The organism is Paenibacillus psychroresistens (genome assembly GCF_009728935.1).
GTDB lineage: Bacteria > Bacillota > Bacilli > Paenibacillales > NBRC-103111 > Paenibacillus_AC > Paenibacillus_AC psychroresistens.
In genome coordinates, this window is the sequence record NZ_CP034235.1 from 5,523,054 (window position 1) to 5,544,517 (window position 21,464).

Consider the following 21,464-nt stretch of genomic DNA (forward strand, 5'->3'; position numbering starts at 1 on the left):
TCCACAATCTATGAAAATAATCCTTATTTCGACAAAAAAATTATAAAAAGGCCATAATCCTATCGGACATGACCTGATTAAACTTAGACCGCAATAATCTAATTAAGTAATATTCGCATATCAGCTTGATTAAACGAGTTGTCTCGATTTAAATCCACTTGTAAAGATGAACTGTGAATCATTTCTACAATGTCCATAATATCTATAATCCCATTACCCGTTAAATCAATATGACTAAAAAAGATCAATGGAATTGCTACCTTTTTCATATTGGGAAAACTACCCACTATTTTATAGGCACTACCATTAATGATCAATGAAATTTCCGGTGAGTTTAGTGGGATTGCATCCGTTAATTTGACTAGAATGGTATGGCGCGAAGCATCTGTTTCATCGTATTCGACACTTGCAACTTCGAATAAGGAGCCCGCATAAATTTTAAAATCAGCTTCGGTTAAGTCAAACTCTGTATCCAGCCCAGAGGAAAAATAAAGCGTGAAACTATTTCTAGCATAATTAAGAATCGGGGTAATATCTGCAATAGATGTAATTGCAGTACCGATCTCATTAGCAGACAACACTAAATCTAAGTATCCGACAATTTGCTTGGTGATATCCACTTCTACTATGGAAACATGATTTCCTGATTTGGCGGCCAGTTCAATATCCCCACCCGAAAAAATAATAGGATAATTCGCTGGGAGATTGGCACCTATTTGGGGTATAGTAGCAGCCGCTTCATTTGCAATTGATGCATACAAAGTATGACCAGAGGCTATGACTCCATCTACTATTAAGCTCGTCGTCCCTAAGCTGACATTAACGCCTCCAGTTGCTGTAATCTCTACGCTCATTCCGCTTGGAAATGGTTCAACAGTTGAGATTAAATCCGTTATTGGAAACTCTACTGGTAGCCCAATTAGATTTCTATCGGTATCTACAGTTCTTATTTGGATTTTCAAACCTGCTACTGAGTTAAATGGGACTGAATAAATATCAATGTTATGATTAAGAGTTTCTTCAGGAGCAACAGTATTCTGATAAATATTTTCAACCGCTGCATTCGTTACTTGAACAGAATAACTCAGATTGATGTCTGCTGAAGATTCGAAATGAATAGTTCCGCTAAGCAAACTTGCACGTGGATCGAGATCAGTGAAAGAAAAACCTGTAATCCCTTCGTTGGAAGGAAGCTCTGTTAAAGTTGCTGGAAGAGTGACTGTTAAATCCTCATCTGGGCTATCTCCTATTGAATTAAATATTTTGTTATAATCCAAATCAATAGCTTGCCCAAGCTGAATTAACGGACTTACACTATCGTATGTTCCTATTATAATCTCTACTGTTTGATCATTATTTGACCATGTTATCACCCTGCCAAATCCCAGAGGATCGAATGAAGTACCTGCAAGCAAACTAGTTAAATCCCCCACATTCGAAAGCGGTGTGTTAAAGGTAATTCGAATAGTATCACCCGTGTCGAAGAAAGAAGTGGAATTTGAATTAATCGCCATGACTTCAGAGACTTCAGGTAAAATCAATAATTGATTGGTCACCCCATGAATTATCTCAGCTATCGTATAGATTCCGTTTGTAACTTTATTTGAGGCAATAGGTGCATAATGAATAGCCATATTCTTATCTTCATAAGCTAATTGGCCACTTAACTGCAAGGTAATTGTATAATCTGTAATTTGTACGTTAGTAACCGTTACTGGATGTGTTACCCCCGATATTGTAAACACTCCGGGATCATCACCTACAAATAGATAGCCTGACATTTTATGTGTCATATTTAAGACAATTTGATCAGTACGATTTGTCCCCACAAATAGAGCTGTAGGCACTGGCGCAAAAGGAACACTCCTTGGACCAAATGCTTCCAATTCTTGATAGGAATTATTACTGATATTTGAATTGGAATGCGAGTATGAAAGCAGTGGTGCATCCGTCGCAACAATTGATTGACTCAAGGTTAACCTTACAAGTGTTCCACTGATTGTAACCCCAGATACAAGGGGATTACTTGCTACACCTGTTAGAGTAAAATCGCCTGGTAAACCAGAAAACGAATTATAAGGGCCTTCATTTAATTCCAATACTATTAATTTAGAAGCTTGAACTTCCGCTTGGATTACAATTGGAGTTACAGAAACAGAAGCTGCAGCCTTTTCAATATGAAAACCTACTAATGTTAAAACTACCAAAGATGAAAATAACAAAAACTTAGTTAACTTTAAATACATGATACATTCCCCCATTTTTCAATACACATAAGTCCCTAACGTATTGATAATACTAGCATTTACCAAAGAATTCTGTGATTCATATTACAATTTTCGCGGTTTTTCGCAGAAAATTTACATCATGCAATAAAATAAAAAAAAAGCACCAACCAATACGTAACAATACGTTTGGCGGTGCTTTCAGTTTGGCAGATGCATACAAATTAATGCTCAATAGTGGAAATCCTTTGTAATAAAATTTGGATATCCTTGTTATCAACTGCATTATCTTGATTTATATCCTTTTGCTGATCGGTGCCTACTTTCCATAACAAGACAAGATCGGCAATATCAAAATGGGTATTATTAATTAATACTTGAAGGACCTGTAAACGCGCCAATAGCGAATCCTTCTTTAAGCCATTATTCAGATTGACAGCTAATGCTATTGCAGCATTTACAGAGATTTGAGTTTGCTCTAGCTCAGCTACAGAAACGGCAACTTCAGCTTGAGATGGTGAACCCCATTTGGCATAAAGAGTTGTAATCCCTGTTATCGTAGTTTGCACAAAATCGTATGGAACAACCAAGTTAATGTCTGCATACCAGCCAACGAAAGAATAACCTGTTTTTATGATTTCACCTGGTACTGAAACTTTGGAGTTATATTCCACATTCTGTTCATTGGCTGCAGATCCTCCATTACTATTAAAGATAACCGTATACTTGTTAATCGTCCATTTTGCATTTAAAGTAACATCATTCGTGATCGGCGACTCAAAGTTATTTGGTTGAGTTGTCCCACTATCCGTGAACCAGCCTTCAAAAGTATATCCTGTTTTTGTTGGTGGTGTAATGGGTTCCGTTGCAGTCAAATTGTAATCCACGCTTTCACTGGTTACTGGGGATCCTCCATTACTATTAAAGCTTATCGTATATTTATTAATCGTCCATTTTGCAAAGAGAGTTTTGCTGTCCGTTATCAAGGTTCCAAAGTTATTGGGTTGAGTTGTCCCTATATCCGTGAACCAGCCTCCAAAGGTGTAGCCTGTTTTTGTTGGTGGGGTAACAGGCTCCGTTGCAGTCAAATTGTAATCCACACTCTGACTGGTTACTGGGGTTCCTCCATTACTGTTATAGCTAATCAAATACGTTTTAATTGTCCATTTTGCATAAATAGTTGTATTGCCAGTGATTGGTGCACCAAAGTTATTAAATTGAGTTGTACCACTATCCGTGAACCAGCCTTCAAAAGTATAACCTGTTTTTATTGGCGGTGTAATGGGTTCCGTTGCAGTCAAATTGTAATCCACGCTCTGACTGGTAACTGGGGATCCTCCATCACTTTTAAAACTAATCGTATATGTGTTAATCGTCCATTTTGCATAGAGAGTTTTGCTGCCTATAATCAACGCCCCAAAATTATTTAGTTGAGTTGTACCACTATCCGAGTACCAGCCTCCAAAACTATAGCCTGTTTTCGTTGGCGGGGTAATGGGTTCCGTTGCAGTCGAATTGTAATCCACACTCTGACTGGTTACTGGAGTTCCTCCATCACTATTAAAACTAACCGTATACGTGTTAATCGTCCATTTTGCATAAAGGGTTTTACTGTCCGATATCTGTGCTCCAAAATTATTTAGTTGGGTTGTCCCAATATCCGTAAACCAGCCTCCAAAACTGTAGCCAGTCTTTGTTGGAACAGTTGGTACAGAAGCAGTTCCGTTATAGTTCACGCTCTGACTGGTAACTGGGGATCCTCCATCACTATTAAAACTAACCGTATATGTGTTAATCGTCCATTTTGCATAGAGAGTTTTGCTGCCTATAATCAACGCCCCAAAATTATTTAGTTGAGTTGTACCACTATCCGAGTACCAGCCTCCAAAACTATAGCCTGTTTTCGTTGGCGGGGTAATGGGTTCCGTTGCAGTCGAATTGTAATCCACACTCTGACTGGTTACTGGAGTTCCTCCATCACTATTAAAACTAACCGTATACGTGTTAATCGTCCATTTTGCATAAAGGGTTTTACTGTCCGATATCTGTGCTCCAAAATTATTTAGTTGGGTTGTCCCAATATCCGTAAACCAGCCTCCAAAACTGTAGCCAGTCTTTGTTGGAACAGTTGGTACAGAAGCAGTTCCGTTATAGTTCACGCTCTGACTGGTAACTGGGGATCCTCCATCACTATTAAAACTAACCGTATACGTGTTAATCGTCCATTTTGCATAGAGAGTTTTGCTGCCTGTAATCAACGCCTCAAAATTGTTTAGTTGAGTTGTCCCGCTATCCGAGTACCAGCCTCCAAAAGTGTACCCTGTTTTTGTTGGAGGGGTAATGGGTTCCGTTGCAGTCGAATTGTAATCCACACTCTGACTAGTTACTGGAGTTCCTCCATCACTATTAAAACTAACCGTAAACGTGTTAATCGTCCATTTTGCATAAAGGGTTTTACTGCCAGTGATTGGTGCTCCAAAGTTATTTAGTTGAGTTGTCCCAATATCCGAGTACCAGCCTCCAAAAGTGTACCCTGTTTTTGTTGGAACAGTTGGCGCTGAAGCAGTTCCATTATAGCCCACACTCTGACTGGTTACTGCTGTACCCCCATTACTATCAAATACAACCGTACTTGGTGGGATTGCAATTGTGAAATGTCGAGTCACACTGTTGCCAGCAGCATCCGTTACAGTTAATGCGTGAGCGCCTTGTACATTCACAGTACTGCCACTCACAAAAACCACACCGTCCAAAGTAGCCGTTCCTTCGTTAAAAGTAATTGTTTTAACTGTTGTGGCAACTTCCCCTTCCGTCACACCACTTATAATAGGATTAGTTTTATCTATAGTGAAATAAATAGTCGAAGTTAAGCCGAAAAATGGTGTAAAAATAATAGTATGAAATCCTTCAGTGATGACACTATTTCCACTCGAAAACGATACATTATCCAACAGCGCTGTTCCATATGCAAAGTTTATTGTGCGGTCATAGTTATATACCCCCCCAGCCGTTACGCCAGTAAAAGTAGATACGGGACGTGTTAAGATAACCGTTGTTATAACATAGCCTTCGTTATTATAGGCTCTGTAAGTAAAGCTATCTTGACCGACGTAACCTACTTCAGGCGTATAACTGAATGAACCATCCGTATTTAAGATCAATGATCCATGACTGGGAGCACTCTGTAGAATTGCTAGATTAGCACCACCGCTATCATTTGCTAACACACCTAAGCTAGAGACTACATTCATTATACTGTTCGTGCTAAGAGTATAATTATCATCACTAGGGTATGGTAGAGATATGTTATTTGTCATACTTGGATATACACCCGCTAGCATAATCCGATACATTTTGGGATAAATGGATGTATTGCTGTATCGAGCAGGATTTGAAGCACTTAAATTTGGTAGACCAAAGTTTGAAGATCCATTACCTCCGAATTTAATACCGAACAAAGAAAATATAGCAGCATTCGGATTAATAGGAAGAACCTGGCCTTCAGCAAAATTCACAAGATTACCTTGGGCATAACTATAAGGAAGCATTAATATTTCTCCAACAAATTCAGACCCTGTCCCATTGTTGGGATAAACCCCAGCAGTAGCAATATAGTAATTCACACCTGTTTTAATAGGATCCAATAATGGGAGGTTGAAATCACTCTGAGGGTCTCCTCCAAATGTATTCCCAAACAAGATAAAGAGTACTGCATTCTGTGAGATGTTTAATGCTTGGCCGTTAGCAGGCACCCAATTTTCAGGTGTAAAATTATACGGAAACAATCTAGCTTCACCTAATATTGCATTCCCAGATGGGCTAGAGGATGAGGGAATATCGCCAGCTAAAGCTATATAATACCCAACACCTCCATTGGGTTCAGTTCCCCTCAAATCCGGAACAGCGAATGTAGTAGTTCCATTCCCTCCGAACCTATCCCCGACTAATGAAAATAGTGATGCGTATGTACTTACAGATAAGGTTTGGCCTGCGCAATAAACCCAATTATCTGGAACTCTTCCATATGGAAACAACTTAATTTCACCAACGTAAGGATAGGAAGCACCAGCATGTACTTGTTTAGGCAACGTCAACCCGCCAAATAACAGTGCCAAGGTAAGTATTATTGCAATAAACGGTTTAATTTTAAATTTAGTAATAGATAGACTCATCTTTAAACTTCCTCACATTAAAGATTTAATTTTCTAGATACAGATTTTAATATTATACTAAATTTCGCTAAAAAATGCAGTACTTATGCGGGAATTATTCACTTATTAATTAATTATCAGCTGTTAACAATACGCAAAAAAGCATCATTAAAAACGTATTAATACGTTTTCTAGCGCTTATCCAACCTACGACTTATTAAATTAAACGACCCATTGGTACTATAGACGTAAGCGTAAAATACTCCCCACCTAAAAATATGAATTTTTCTATGAGATAATCTTCCTCAGATTTAATGAAGGAGGTTCTCTTATGGATAGCAATCAACGAACTCAGGATTGGATAACAAGAATAGCAGACTTTAAATCCAGTGGACTTACAATGTCAGCATGGTGCAAAACGCATACGCAAAGTATGCATCAATTGAAGTACTGGCTCAAGAAAATGAATATTTCCGTACGTCCAAGCTCCTCATCTTCTTCCACGCAATGGCTGCCGGTTACTCTCGCTAGCAACAAACAAAAAGTAGATATAACGGGCAACCTCGTTGTTCGAGTTGGCTCTGCAAGTATTGAGGTTCCAGCAGACTTTAACGCCAATCTACTTCGTGACCTTGTACGCACATTAACTTCATGCTAAATGCTTCGAGCATCGAACGTGTTTACCTCGCTTGCGGCAATACAGATCTGCGCAAATCGATTGATGGACTCACCGTGCTGGTTAAAGAAGGCTTTGAGTTGGATCCCTTCTCATCCAGCCTCTTCGTATTCTGTAATCGCAATCGAGACAAACTCAAAATTTTGCATTGGGATCACAATGGCTTTTGGCTCTATTATCGTCGGCTGGAACGCGGTACATTTCGTTGGCCTTCTTCGAATACAACTCCTTTAGTCGTCGGTTACCGTGAATTGCGCTGGCTTTTGGATGGACTTTCACTTGAGCAACAGCAAGCGCATCCTTCCGTTACCGAACGCACCGTGATCTAACTTCAAGGAACAGGAAGTTCGAGATTTTGACAAAATTGTTGAAAGGAAAACGGTGAGCTAGGTCGAAAAAGTTAGATATGGAAACCACAACGGATACGTCCCACCCTACAATAGAAGAGTTACAACAACAAAATATAAAACTGGCCAAACAAAACGCCGAACTGTCTGCGAAGCTGGCTTGGTTCGAGGAGCAATTCCGTCTCAGCCAGAAGAAACAATTCGGTGCATCAAGTGAACGAACGCATCCGGATCAATTGGATCTCTTTAACGAAGCCGAGTCGGATGCCAATCCCGCTGCAGAAGAACCAACGTTGGAATCCGTTACCTACAGCCGCAAGAAACAAAGCGGACAACGAGAGGCCATGGTTGAGAATTTACCTGTAGAGACGATCGAGTACCGCTTGTCCGAAGAAGAACAAACTTGTTCATGCTGCGGTGGAAACTTGCATGAAATGAGCACTGAAACGCGCCAAGAACTGAAGCTTATTCCTGCTGAAATTAAGCTCGTGAAGCATGTGCGTTTCGTTTATGCTTGCCGTCGCTGTGAGGTCGAGGCGACCACGACACCTGTGGTTACAGCACCGATGCCACGTCCGGTTTATCCGGGAAGCCTAGTCTCTTCCTCGATGATGGCTTACATCATGAGCCAAAAATATGTAGAAAGCATGCCCCTTTACCGTCAGGAGCAGCAGTTTGCACGACTTGGCGTAGCCTTGTCCCGTCAGACGTTAGCCAATTGGATGATCCATGGTGCAGATACTTGGTTGCGATTGCTGGTTGAACGCATGCACGAGCATCTGCTTCAAAAGGACATTCTACATGCAGATGAGACGACCTTGCAGGTGCTGCGAGAACCAGGTCGATCTGCAGAGAGCCAGTCTTATCTTTGGCTTTATCGTACCGGGCGCGAAGGTCCGCCTATCATTATCTATGAGTACCAGCCAACACGAGCAGGGGAACACCCGCGCAAGTTTTTAACGGGTTTCAAAGGTTACCTGCATGTTGACGGTTACTCGGGATACCACAAGATAATGAATGTGACCTTAGTCGGTTGCTGGGCTCACGCCCGTCGCAAATTTGATGAGGCCCTGCAGGCATTACCGGATCCTAAACGATCCACTCCTGTAACTGCCAGTGAAGGTTTAGATTTCTGCAACCGTCTCTTCGCTATTGAGCGAGAGATTAAGGATTCTACACCTGAAGAGCGTACAACCATTCGAATGGCGCGTAGTCGCCCGATTCTGGATGCTTTTTCAGCATGGCTTCGTACACAGCGATCTCGCGTTTTACCCAAGAGTAAACTCGGGGAGGCAATTATTTATTGCCAAAACCAATGGGAGAAGCTCGAGACTTTCATGAATGACGGTCGCTTAGAGATCGATAACAACCGAAGCGAACGCTCGATTAAGCCCTTTGTCATCGGTCGAAAAAACTGGATGTTCAGCAATACGCCTCGCGGTGCAAAGGCAAGTGCCATGATCTATAGTATGATCGAAACGGCTAAAGAGAATGGATTAAATCCAATGATCTACCTGACTTATCTATTTGAGAAACTCCCCAATTTAGAAGACCCAAAAGACACGAAAGCTTTAGATATGCTATTGCCCTGGTCACAGACTTTGCCTCTGACCTGTCGTGTATTCAATAAGAAAACCACTTAGTCCCCGTCCTTTGTACTTGTGCAAGGTGGGGGCTGTTTTACGCTTACCTATAGACCCAATTAAACTCAGCAGCTCTATCACATCAGAAGGACCAAAAGTACTATAGTTAGCTATTGCGGATTTTGTCGCTGCTGGTAAGGTTATTTTATTAGCGCCACTCGCTGTTAAAGAAAGGGTGTAGAAATTAGTTGAGGTTACAATTGTCCCGAGAACGAGATCAATCGCAGAAACTCCATCTTCATCCCAGTAAAGTGTATGGATAGCCGTAATCTGTATAACTAAAGCTTGTCCTCTAGCAGTCAATTGAAAATCAGCAGTAGATAAAGCTTGATTAAATGACCTGCATTTTAACCAACATTACGCATATCTGAACAAGATGAAGGGGTTACATTAGCTAGAGATTCATTGGAGGAAAAATTTGTGAGGGAAAGTAGTAGTATTGAGCTATATGTTTAATTTAAGCATTATATTCCATAAGAATCATTATCAATTTCAAGATAATAGAAAAAGCTTAGCCCGTATTAAAGGCTAAGCTTCTACTATGTCTAATTATCAAAAGTGTTAATTATGGTACAAAATATCCTGCAATATCCGAAAAAATAGTATTTATCTTATAAGGATTTGGGTCACCTGGTTCAGCTTCATCTGCACCGTCTAGATTGTATTTTTCATTTATGAAATCCAATACTTCAGGGCGAGCTATAGCTCCAATTAATGCCTCAATCGCTGTCTTGAATGTAGTATCGTAAACTCCAAAGTTAATAAATTCTCCTAATAGATTATATTCATTAAAATAAATTCCACTCGCACTATAAGCTGCTTTCATACCTACCAAGGCAGCCACATCTAAACTACCTGCTTTTGCTTTAGTTGAAAATGTCAGTTTAGCTGTTTCAAAGCCAACTGCATTAACAAATGTATCTACAATTTGCGTTTCAGTTGAATAGGTCTGTCCTGTCGCTGCAAATATTCTCCAGTCTATTAAATACTGAGCAACAGAATTTTGTCTGTTTCTTGCTATGAAATCAGTATCCATATAATCATCTGTTAATGCAGTTGGTAGGTTAAGCAATGCTGAATTAGCTGCAATTGCTGCTTTCATATTTTCTACTGAATTTGCTGCATCATTTATTGCTGTAAGCACGCTTGTAGTCAATTCAATATTTATTCTTGCGAATACATCGTTTATCTTATAAGGATTGATTGCATAACTATCATTTGTTGACCCATTGACTACATAAAGAACATAAACTTGTATATCATGGCTAGCTAAAAGAAATTTAGTAATAGTGCCATATGAGGTTTTGAATATAGAATCTGCAGTTTCTTTCACTGATCCATCTTCATTTACATATCCTCTATATTCACCATGTTCCAGGTATGCTGCTTGAATAGTTTCAATATCTTCGCTTGTTGCTGAACCGGAATCGAATATTGTTGAAAGAGCCAATTTTGTTTTTTCGTAATCAATCCCATGATCTATTGCATCTTGAATTTGAACTGATGTTGCATACGACCCGTTCGACACAGCTTTTGAATCATACACATAATTGGTTACTGAGGTTTGTCTGCTCTTAGCAATAAAGTCTGCGTCAAAGTAATCTGCCTTAAAGGTTAATCCCAATACTTCTGCATTTACTTCCAAAGTTGTTTTCATGTTTTCTTTTAAAGAAGTATTTATTGCTGTTAACGCTGCTGCCTTTGCATTTGCCGTGATCATTTCAGAACTGATCGCTGCAAATACATCGTTAATCTTATACGGATTGATTGCAACACTATGCGTTGACGTGTTCACTATAGCCAATACAGTATTCTGAATAGCAGAATTAGCTAATAGAAAGCTAGTTATAGTACCGAATGAAGTTTTGAATATAGCCTCTGCGGTATCTTTTACTGAATCATCATCATTTACATATCCTCTGTATTTACCATGATCCAGGTATGCAGTTTGTATAGATCCTAAATCTCCAATTGTTGCTGAACCGGAATTGAATTTCGTTGATAACGCTAATTTTGCTTTTTCGTAGGCAATCCCATTATTTATGGCAACTTGAATTTGCCCAGATGTGGCATACGAACCATTCGTAACTGCTTTTGAATCATATACATAGTTGGTTACTGAGATTTGTCTGCTCTTAGCAATAAAATCTACGTTAAAATAATCTGCATTAAATGTTAATCCTAATACTTCTGCGTTTGTTTCGAGAGTAGTTTTCATCGCATCTTTTTGGGCAGTGTTTATCGCTAATAAAGCTGCTGCTATTGCTGCTGGCGCCACAATGGCTGTTATTACTTTAGATCCTTCAATTAAGGAACCATCTTGAGCAACAGCTTTTACAGTTATGGTTCCAATGCCCGTAGCAGTTAACACACCACTTGTATCTATTGTTCCTGGACCACTTACTACCGACCAAGTGACAGTTTTATTGGTTGCATTGGCAGGTGTGACAGCTGCACTTAATTGTAAAGCTTGACCATTGGCAACTTGGGTTAAATCTCCCTCACTTGTAACGGAAATAGCACTTATTAATATTATCTCAGGATCAATTGGTGGACTCGTTGGCGTGGTTGTAGGAGTTGGTACCGTTGTTGGTGTTGGTGTTGATGTTGGTGTTGGTTTAGCTGTGCCTTCACCTTCATAAATGGTTACAGTTGCAGGTTTTTCAAAGGTAGTACCATCCTTAGCCTTTAAGCTAACTGTTACCTTATCAATCGTACCTGTTCCCAGTATTTTTGCTACTGCATTCAGAATCAAATTGATAATCTTTGCTTCCGCTCCTAAATTAAGCTTCAAGCCTGTTGATGTTGTTTCAGCTGTAACTTCTGCTACACTGCCTTCAGGTATATTAACCTCAATTTGATCACTTTTAATATCTAAGCTATCAAAAGTTCCTTTTAACGTTACGGTTGAATCTGCTGGCAGTAGCTCGGAAAGAACAATTTTGCTAAACCCTGTTCCCGTTGTACCTGTTTCTTGAATCGTAGTTGGCGATTGTACAGTTACTTCTCCAACAGTCGTTGATCCTTCTGCAACAATACGAACCGTTCCATTCTTCTTATCTACTATAATAGTTAGAATAATTGAGTTGTTTATATGGATCGAATTCTCGCCCCCACCTTCTACCCTTGTTTGACCTTTTACCGTTACATTGTTAAGTGTTGCATCCCCACTCCCAATTCCTGCAGCAAATAATAGATCCCCGTTAATCACTAAATTCTGCAGAATAACACCTGGAACCTCAATCACTACATTCCCATTAATCGTCTCTATTCCAGTTGTAGGGCCTTTTGTTCCAGCTGTATTGTAAACAGTTGCTTTCGCTGCAATCGCACGATCCAAGGTAACAACCGCTTCAGCGCGAGTAATTGACTTAGTTGGCTTAAAGCTATTATCTTGCGCATAGCCTTTGAGAATTTCCTTTGCTGCAGCTGCATCCACTGCAAATTTTGCCCAAGAGGCGATTGAAGCGGAATCTGTAAAAGAAGCTTGCGGGCTTTCAGCTTTCGTAAGTCCCAGTAAGCGATCTACGATTACAGCAACCTCTTGTCTGCTTATTAACTTACTTGCCCCAATAGTGCCATCTGCATAACCTTCAATGTAGCCAGCTTTTACAGCAATTGCTGCTTCAACATAAGCCCAATTGGTTGAAGCGACGTCACTGAACGATACAGTTGCGTCTTTTTCCGTAAATCCAAAAGACCGATTGATCAAAGCCATAAATTCAGCTCTAGAAATAGAGTTGTTCGGCTTAAAGCTGCCGCCTTCGTAGCCTTTAATGAATCCTTTGTCGATCCATGTAGCAATTTGAGCTTCTGCCCAATGGCCTTTGATATCAGATTTGGCATTTGCCGATGTTGCATCACCAAATACCGTACCAAATGATGAAAATATTAGACATAACATAACTAAGAATACTACCGATTTCTTTACTGATTTGTTCTTCATGTTTCTTCCTCCTGATGGTTTCTTTATTTAATTACTCAAAACTATTATACACCTAATCAATGACGGAGAAATGACAAACTTCGACAATTTTATTAATTAGATAGATTAAAAAACACTTTAGATACAAAAAACCAATAATTCCGTTTATAGGAACATTGGTTGGTTTATTCAATAGAGAAATGACAGTTTATATTAACATAACCATCTTCATTATAATGTCTAAGCCAAGATTTGCAGCTTTATTTTCTATACGGATATGATCTAGGTTCTACTGTATCTAGTTAATAAAAGGCTAAATACCTGCTTTATTAGTAATATCAAATACACTCTTATCCTACTAAGTAATAGGCATTTTACGACTATATCTTTACAAAAAAGAACTCGTTCGACTCAAAATAAACAAGCTGATCCCTGCGGGATACAGGAACCAGCTTATTATATAACCCTTGTTTAACTGACTATTAATTTAGATCTTGACCATTTTTCGGAAATTATTATTTTCTTCAAATGTATTTCTTCTAAAATTTTATTAAAATCCAGTTACTGCCTGTCCAACAACTGCTGTTATTGAATTTCCAGCTGTATCTAAAACTGTATTACCAATATCTACAGTTGAAGAATCATCTGATTGAATGGGAGTATTACCTGCAATAGTTAAGGTGATAATGTTTGTTCCTGAACCTGCGACTGCTGAGATATTATAACTTGTTGCATCACCAGAACCACCATTAACTATAGTTCCGTTGGTGAAGTCTGAAAGACTAGCTACAACTTCCTCGCTGAAAGTTATCACTAAAGTTACTGCATCACTGAAGACTGCTGAAGCTACTGTAGGTGCTGTTTTATCCGAAATTATACTCAATTGGGAGGCTGCCGTGTTATCGTTCCCTGCAGCATCTTGCGCAACTGAACCTGTCACATCTGCTGTTACAGCTCCATCACCACTAGGTGTTATCACTAAGCTATATACTGTTCCACTTGTTGGAGTAAACGTTCCCTTTGTTCCGTTAGACACCGTAATATCCGTGGCTGTAAATCCTGTTACGGCTTCACTAAAGGTTGCGGTTACTATAAACGTGGCTGCGTTTGTCGGACTTGTTGTTCCTGTTGTTAGTACTACAGTTGGTACTGTTTTATCCGAAATTATACTCAATTGGGAGGCTGCTGTATTATCGTTCCCTGCAGCATCTTGCGCAACTGAACCTGTCACATCCGCTGTTACAGCTCCATCACCACTTGGTGTTATCACTAAGGTATATACTGTTCCACTTGTTGGAGTAAACGTTCCCTTTGTTCCGTTAGACACCATAATATCCGTGGCTGTAAATCCTGTTACGGCTTCACTAAAGGTTGCGGTTACTATAAACGTGGCTGCGTTTGTCGGACTTGTTGTTCCTGTTGTTAGTACTACAGTTGGTACTGTTTTATCCGAAATTATACTCAATTGGGAGGCTGCCGTATTATCGTTCCCTGCAGCATCTTGCGCAACTGAACCTGTCACATCTGCTGTTACAGCTCCGTCACCACTTGGTGTTATCACTAAGGTATATACTGTTCCACTTGTTGGAGTAAACGTTCCCTTTGTTCCGTTAGACACCGTAATATCCGTGGCTGTAAATCCTGTTACAGCTTCACTAAAGGTTGCGGTTACTATAAACGTGGTTGCATTTGTTGGACTTGTTGTTCCTGTTGTTAGTGCTACAGTTGGTGCTGTTTTATCCGAAATTATACTCAATTGGGAGGCTGCTGTATTATCGTTCCCTACAGCATCTTGCGCAACTGAACCTGTCACATCCGCTGTTACTGCTCCATCACCACTTGGTGTTATCACTAAGCTATATACTGTTCCACTTGTTGGAGTAAACGTTCCCTTTGTTCCGTTAGACACCGTAATATCCGTGGCTGTAAATCCTGTTACGGCTTCACTAAAGGTTGCGGTTACTATAAACGTGGCTGCGTTTGTTGGACTTGTTGTTCCAGTTGTTAGTGCTACAGTTGGTGCTGTTTTATCCGAAATTATACTCAATTGGGAGGCTGCTGTATTATCGTTCCCTGCAGCATCTTGCGCAACTGAACCTGTCACATCCGCTGTTACAGCTCCATCACCACTTGGTGTTATCACTAAGGTATATACTGTTCCACTTGTTGGAGTAAACGTTCCCTTTGTTCCGTTAGACACCATAATATCCGTGGCTGTAAATCCTGTTACGGCTTCACTAAAGGTTGCGGTTACTATAAACGTGGCTGCATTTGTCGGACTTGTTGTTCCTGTTGTTAGTACTACAGTTGGTACTGTTTTATCCGAAATTATACTCAATTGGGAGGCTGCCGTATTATCGTTCCCTGCAGCATCTTGCGCAACTGAACCTGTCACATCTGCTGTTACAGCTCCGTCACCACTTGGTGTTATCACTAAGGTATATACTGTTCCACTTGTTGGAGTAAACGTTCCCTTTGTTCCGTTAGACACCGTAATATCCGTGGCTGTAAATCCTGTTACAGCTTCACTAAAGGTTGCGGTTACTATAAACGTGGCTGCATTTGTTGGACTTGTTGTTCCTGTTGTTAGTGCTACAGTTGGTGCTGTTTTATCCGAAATTATACTCAATTGGGAGGCTGCTGTATTATCGTTCCCTACAGCATCTTGCGCAACTGAACCTGTCACATCCGCTGTTACTGCTCCATCACCACTTGGTGTTATCACTAAGCTATATACTGTTCCACTTGTTGGAGTAAACGTTCCCTTTGTTCCGTTAGACACCGTAATATCCGTGGCTGTAAATCCTGTTACGGCTTCACTAAAGGTTGCGGTTACTATAAACGTGGCTGCGTTTGTTGGACTTGTTGTTCCAGTTGTTAGTGCTACAGTTGGTGCTGTTTTATCCGAAATTATACTCAATTGGGAGGCTGCTGTATTATCGTTCCCTGCAGCATCTTGCGCAACTGAACCTGTCACATCCGCTGTTACAGCTCCATCACCACTTGGTGTTATCACTAAGGTATATACTGTTCCACTTGTTGGAGTAAACGTTCCCTTTGTTCCGTTAGACACCATAATATCCGTGGCTGTAAATCCTGTTACGGCTTCACTAAAGGTTGCGGTTACTATAAACGTGGCTGCATTTGTCGGACTTGTTGTTCCTGTTGTTAGTGCAACTGTTGGCACCGTCGTATCATACTCCACTTGCAAATCAATTGCTGCTAAATTCCAAAAATCTGAAGCAATACTTTGAGCAACTGAATCGTCAATGGAAACAGTCACATTGCCCTCTGAAGCAGGAGTTATCAGTACAGTATATTTAGAATCTGTTAAAACTTGAAAATCGGATGTTGATCCATTATCAACACCAAAACCTGATTCATCAAAACCGTAAACTGGTTGGCTAAATGTTGCCGTTACTGTAAATGGCTCATATGTTGCATTTCCAACTGTCTTCGATAGAGCAACACTCAAAATTGATGAATCATAATTCACACTCAATTGAGATGCCGCTGTATTACCATTACTCGCCGAATCTATTGCTACTAAACCAGCAACATTTATATTTACACTACCTGTAATCCCTGGGGTTACATCAAAAGTATAAACGGATGAGCTTCCAGCGAAATTTGCATAAGTTCCATTGGTTACCGAAACATCATTTATATCAAATCCTGTAACAGGTTCACTAAATGTTGCTGTTACTGTGAATGTTCCACCAGTAGGATTTGAAGCGTTCGATGTAAGTGTAACTGTAGGACGAGTCCCATCATAAGTTACACTCAACTGTGTTGCAGCTGTGTTATTATTGCCAGCTAAATCTTGTGCAGTCGCTCCAGCAACATTAACCGTCACAGGTCCATTAGAACTTGGATTTACAACAAGTGTATATTCGGTTGGGCTGACTGCTGTAAAAGTTCCTTTTGCCGCATTTGTCACAAGAATATCTCCTGCATCAAATCCTGTTACAGCTTCACTAAATGTTGCTGTTACTGTAAATGCAGCATTAATTGGACTTATAGCTGGTGAAGTCAATAATACTGTTGGAACAATAGTATCTAAAGTATAAGTAAAAGCTCCAGAAGCTGAACTCAAGTTATTAGAAGCGTCTTTAACTTTTACTGTAATGATATGAACTCCATCAGACAATGAACTTGTTGTTATTGTCAACGAAGTCCCAGTTGCAACTCCAGTTCCAACTGATGTGGATCCATCATAAACATATGCTGTAACGCCTATCTCAAGGTTACCAATAATTACATTAGGTGTATTGTCATTGGATTTACCAGATGTTGGTGTTAATCCAGCAACCGAAGTAATAATAGGAGTAGCCGGTGCTGTTGTATCAACAAGCGTTATAGTTCCATTAGATTCAACTGAAAAATTACCAGCAGCATCAACAGCCACTACTTTATATTCTCCTAATCCTAGCCCTGTTGTAGCAATTGAAGTATCAGCATTTGCAGCTGAAACTGTTGCTTTTGCTGCTGTTCCACCTGTTACTGCAGACTCAGCCGCAGATACTGAAGTAATATCAGCTGAATCAAGAACTAGGTAAATCGTTCCTATTTCAGTACTCTGTGCATTCGGTACATTTACACCTGCTTCATAGGTATAAGAAGTAACGGATGCTGTTGGCTCAGTTGTATCACCACTACTTGGAGGTGAAGTAGGAACCGGTGATGGAGAAGGCGAAGCCGTCGGAGCCGGTGTAGGAGTAGCTGTTGCTGTCCCAACCGTTGTAGTCGTTGGCTTAGTTTCAAAAGTTGTTTTTGAATCTTTACCTAGTTCTGCAGTTGTAATCGTACCTTTACCCGTTACGGTAACATCTTCATCTGTTTTAAATTTTGTAATAGTTGTTCCTTCTGGAAGATCAAGCTTTGCTCCATCTCCAAGAACCGTTACATTATCAAAAGAACCTTTTAATGTTACATCAGATCCTTTTGGAAGATTTTGATTTAATATAATATTTCCAAAGCCTTTACCCGTTGTATCCGTTTCTTGAATAGTCACTGGCGAAGAAACATTAACTTGATCAACAGTAGTCGTACCTTCTGCTACGATACGTACTGTTCCTGTTGGCTTATTAATGATGATAGTGAGAAGCTTTGAATCTTTAAAATGGATACTGTTAACGCCCCCGCCTTGTACAGTGGTTTCGCCCAGAACAGTAACATTATTCAAGAATGCATCTCCTTCGCCAATTCCAGCAGCGAATAATAGCTTTCCTGTAATGATTGTGTTCTGTAGAGTAACTCCTGCCACATTAATAGCTACATCGCCATTAATTGTTTCAGTACCTGTTGCTGGTCCAAATGCTCCTGCCACATTGAATGAAGTAGTTTTAGCCGCAACAGCACGATCTAATGTAACAACAGCTTCTGCTCGAGTGATGGATTTGCTTGGCTTGAAGCTGTTGTCTTCTGCATAGCCTTTTAGAATTCCTTTGGCTACTGCTGCGTCTACCGATCCCTTAGCCCATAATGCTATGGTGCTGGAATCTGTAAAAGAAGTAGCTGCACTTTCTTTATCAGAAAGTCCTAGTAGGCGATCAACGATCACCGCTACTTCTTGTCTGCTGATTGGCTTGCTAGCACCGATTGTGCCATCTGCATAGCCCGTTATGTATCCTGCTTTAACGGCTTTAGCAACTTCAGCATAAGCCCAGTTACTTGCAGCAATATCACTGAATGAAATTGCAGCCGCTTCGGTGAATCCGAATGAGCGGTTAATCAAAGCAATAAATTCTGCTCTAGTGATACTATTATCTGGTTTGAAGCTTCCATCTTCATAGCCTTTAATTAGTCCTTTATCGATCCAAGCGGAAATTTGGCTTTCAGCCCAATGTCCCTTAACGTCCGTCGATGCTGTAGCACCAAAAACTACACCAAATGATGAGAATAGCATAACTGCAATCAATAATGATGAAACAAGCTTTTTAAATGATTTGTTCTTCAATGTTATTCCTCCTGAAAATTATGTTTTGTAAGTCTCTTTTAAAGCTAGCCTGTATATCCCCTCTCCTAAAATAGCAATCTACTAAAAGTTCTAATTCGACATTATGTTTGTAGAACAATAGAGCTAAGCCGTAGATAAATAAACAGTACTTTATCCCTAGTAATTATTCTGTAACCAAAGTCACAAAAATAGATACATTTTGTAAAGTATTGTCATATTGTATCCCAAGCTTTGCGAATAATCTGTCGAATCACCTCATACTTTTCTATCTTTTGTTGAAAAATAGCGTATGTTGTCTATATTATATAAATAATCCCAACTATTTACTTAGGAATTGGATGAAATTACAATTAATTTAAGATTAACTTTTGGTTAACTAATTAATTTGTAGATCAATATAGGTCTTTTCTATTATACTTAGGGTACATAAGACGGAAAGTAGGTAGTTTATGAGTATTGAGATTCTTCTCGTCGAAGATGAAGATAAAATTGCAAGAGTCTTGCAGCTAGAGCTAACTCATGAGAAATATACGGTTCAAATCGCAGAAACAGGTAGAAAAGGCCTACTTATGGCATTGGCTCAGCCTTGGGACCTAATCATCCTGGATGTCATGCTTCCCGAATTAAATGGACTTGAAGTACTCCGACGTATTCGTCAAACGATTACTCAAACTCCCATTATGCTATTGAGCGCAAGAGATAGTGTTCCCGAACGAGTTAGCGGCTTGGATTTGGGAGCTAATGACTACATAACGAAACCTTTTGCTATTGAAGAATTATTGGCACGTGTTCGCAACCTGCTGCGGATGTTTCACCGTGAAGTTGAGCACTCCACTAGTCTGCAAATCGCTGATTTGTCGATTGATTTAAAAACTAGGAAGGTTCAGCGTAATAATCGTAAAATAGATTTAACCTTCAAGGAATTTGAGCTGCTTCATTATTTCATTCGGAATCAAGGAAGAGTATTGACCCGCGAACAAATCATGCATGAGGTTTGGGGGCATGAATATGTAGGAGATACCAACGTAGTGGATGTATTCATTCGTCACCTCCGGATGAAAATAGATCAGGATCCGCTACACCCCCTTATTCATACAACTAGAGGTGTAGGGTATTGTTTGAAGGAAGTTGAATATGAGCCTAAAAGTTAGATTATTAGCCATAACCTCGCTTTGGCTGCTGCTGGTTTTATTAATTTTTAATACGATTGCATATTATGTGTTCATTCATTCTGTTGAGAAAAACGAAGTGCTGCATTTAATTCGCAGAGCTAATCTAGTTCTTAAAAACCCTGATATACATAATCCACAGCTTTGGAGCTCACCTACCTTATTAACTGAATATTTTATATCTGAAGACATTATCCGAATTATAGATCTAGAAAAAAGCGTCAAAGCTCAATCAGGAACAGATACTCGCTTAATTGACATTCCAGCTCACTTCACAACAGAACAAAATACTACACTATTCCGTAGTCAAGGTATAGCTATGGCTTTTGTGCAAATGCCGATTTATTCCCTTGATCCGAAAACATCTAATCTTCAAATTGCATCTTTAGAAATTGGGCGGAACCTCACTAGCTATACAGATTCGCAAAAAGCTCTTTTAACCATCCTGCTCTGGACATCGTTCGGAATTCTTATTGTTTCTGTCGTCGGAGGCAGCTTTTTCTATTCCACTTCTCTCTTCAAACCACTTCATCAATTAGCAATTGCTATGCAAGGGGTTCAGAAAGATGGTGACTTTCGCCGTTTGCCGCAAGCGGGTGATCCTAAGAATAATGAATTGATTCAATTGGTTTTTATCTTTAATGAGATGATTGCACGGTTAGAAGCTCATTCTCTCCGACAGAATCAATTTGTACTCGATGCTTCTCATGAGCTTAGAACACCTTTAACTATTATTGAAAGCTACTCTGATCTGCTGCGTAGATGGGGTGGCGACGACCCGAAGCTGCGTGAAGAAGCTATCGATACTATCCACTCTGAAGCCATTCGCTTAAAAGGGATGACAGCCGCATTACTCGATTTAGTTGTGAGAACACCTACAGATGAAAAGCTGGATTGGATTGACTTTAATCTGACTAAATTAATCGATTCTGTCGCTCAATCGTTGCAGGTGGCCTTCTCCAGAGAGATCGAAGTGCTTTATCCGCAAGTGTTAGCACCTCTGGACATATATCTGACTGGTTCACCTGAAAAAATTAGACAGCTCTTCATCATCCTCATCGATAATGCGATTAAGTACAGTGATATCGGCATTCAAATTAAACTACAGGACGAGCCTTTGGCTGTTTCTGTGAGTATCGTTGATTGCGGAGTGGGCATACCGGAGGATGAGCTGGAAGCCATATTCGAACGTTTCTACCGCGTAGATAAAGCAAGAAACCGCAAAACCGGCGGTGTCGGGCTTGGCCTGCCGATAGCACAGAATATTGTCCGCTTACATGGTGGAACAATAGTGATTCATAGCACACTTGGTGAAGGTACGATTGTTACGGTTCAGCTGTATAAAAACGGATATTAGCATAAAAACCGC

10 protein-coding genes are annotated in these 21,464 nt (G+C 39.9%); 5 read left to right on the forward strand and 5 right to left on the reverse strand.

The annotated features are described in order from the left end of the window. Positions 1-98: 98 nt before the first annotated feature. Both EHS13_RS25300 and EHS13_RS25305 read right to left on the reverse strand, forming a co-directional pair. Complete coding sequence (locus EHS13_RS25300) at positions 99-2,246, reverse strand: hypothetical protein (RefSeq protein WP_155703047.1); 2,148 nt, start codon at positions 2,244-2,246, stop codon at positions 99-101. A gap of 203 nt (positions 2,247-2,449) precedes the next feature. After that, a complete protein-coding gene (locus EHS13_RS25305; protein ID WP_155703048.1) occupies positions 2,450-6,397 on the reverse strand; it encodes an InlB B-repeat-containing protein in 3,948 nt (1,315 codons plus the stop codon). Positions 6,398-6,707: 310 nt separating this feature from the next. Here EHS13_RS25305 and tnpA point away from each other — a divergent pair, with 310 nt between their 5' ends. The 3 genes from tnpA to tnpC all read left to right on the forward strand — a co-directional run bounded on the left by tnpA (position 6,708) and on the right by tnpC (position 9,042). Further along, the gene (tnpA, locus tag EHS13_RS25310; RefSeq protein ID WP_155698876.1) at positions 6,708-7,034 is read left to right on the forward strand and encodes an IS66 family insertion sequence element accessory protein TnpA; all 327 of its coding nucleotides are present in this window, start codon (positions 6,708-6,710) and stop codon (positions 7,032-7,034) included. Further along, a complete protein-coding gene (gene tnpB, locus EHS13_RS25315) occupies positions 7,028-7,381 on the forward strand; it encodes an IS66 family insertion sequence element accessory protein TnpB (RefSeq protein WP_155698875.1) in 354 nt (117 codons plus the stop codon). Before tnpA ends, tnpB begins: the two co-directional genes overlap by 7 nt. Before the next feature lie 77 nt (positions 7,382-7,458). Then, positions 7,459-9,042 (forward strand): IS66 family transposase, encoded by a 1,584-nt coding sequence (gene tnpC / locus EHS13_RS25320; RefSeq protein ID WP_155703026.1) that lies wholly within the window; start codon positions 7,459-7,461, stop codon positions 9,040-9,042. Here the strand turns inward: tnpC and EHS13_RS25325 are convergent. The 3 genes from EHS13_RS25325 to EHS13_RS25335 all read right to left on the reverse strand — a co-directional run bounded on the left by EHS13_RS25325 (position 8,992) and on the right by EHS13_RS25335 (position 18,926). Further along, positions 8,992-9,345, reverse strand: a complete 354-nt coding sequence (locus EHS13_RS25325; RefSeq protein ID WP_155703049.1) for a hypothetical protein — start codon at positions 9,343-9,345, stop codon at positions 8,992-8,994. The genes tnpC and EHS13_RS25325 overlap by 51 nt on opposite strands. A 262-nt stretch (positions 9,346-9,607) precedes the next feature. After that, positions 9,608-12,988 carry an S-layer homology domain-containing protein gene (locus tag EHS13_RS25330; protein ID WP_155703050.1) on the reverse strand — a complete coding sequence of 1,127 codons (3,381 nt, stop codon included), beginning with the start codon at positions 12,986-12,988 and terminating at the stop codon, positions 9,608-9,610. Between the two features lie 529 nt (positions 12,989-13,517). Further along, the gene (locus EHS13_RS25335; RefSeq protein WP_155703051.1) at positions 13,518-18,926 is read right to left on the reverse strand and encodes an Ig-like domain-containing protein; all 5,409 of its coding nucleotides are present in this window, start codon (positions 18,924-18,926) and stop codon (positions 13,518-13,520) included. A gap of 449 nt (positions 18,927-19,375) precedes the next feature. Here EHS13_RS25335 and EHS13_RS25340 point away from each other — a divergent pair, with 449 nt between their 5' ends. Then, positions 19,376-20,077 carry a response regulator transcription factor gene (locus EHS13_RS25340; protein WP_155703052.1) on the forward strand — a complete coding sequence of 234 codons (702 nt, stop codon included), beginning with the start codon at positions 19,376-19,378 and terminating at the stop codon, positions 20,075-20,077. Beyond that, entirely contained in the window at positions 20,061-21,452 is a 1,392-nt protein-coding gene (locus EHS13_RS25345; protein ID WP_155703053.1) for a sensor histidine kinase, read from the forward strand. Before EHS13_RS25340 ends, EHS13_RS25345 begins: the two co-directional genes overlap by 17 nt. The last annotated feature ends 12 nt before the right edge of the window (positions 21,453-21,464 follow it).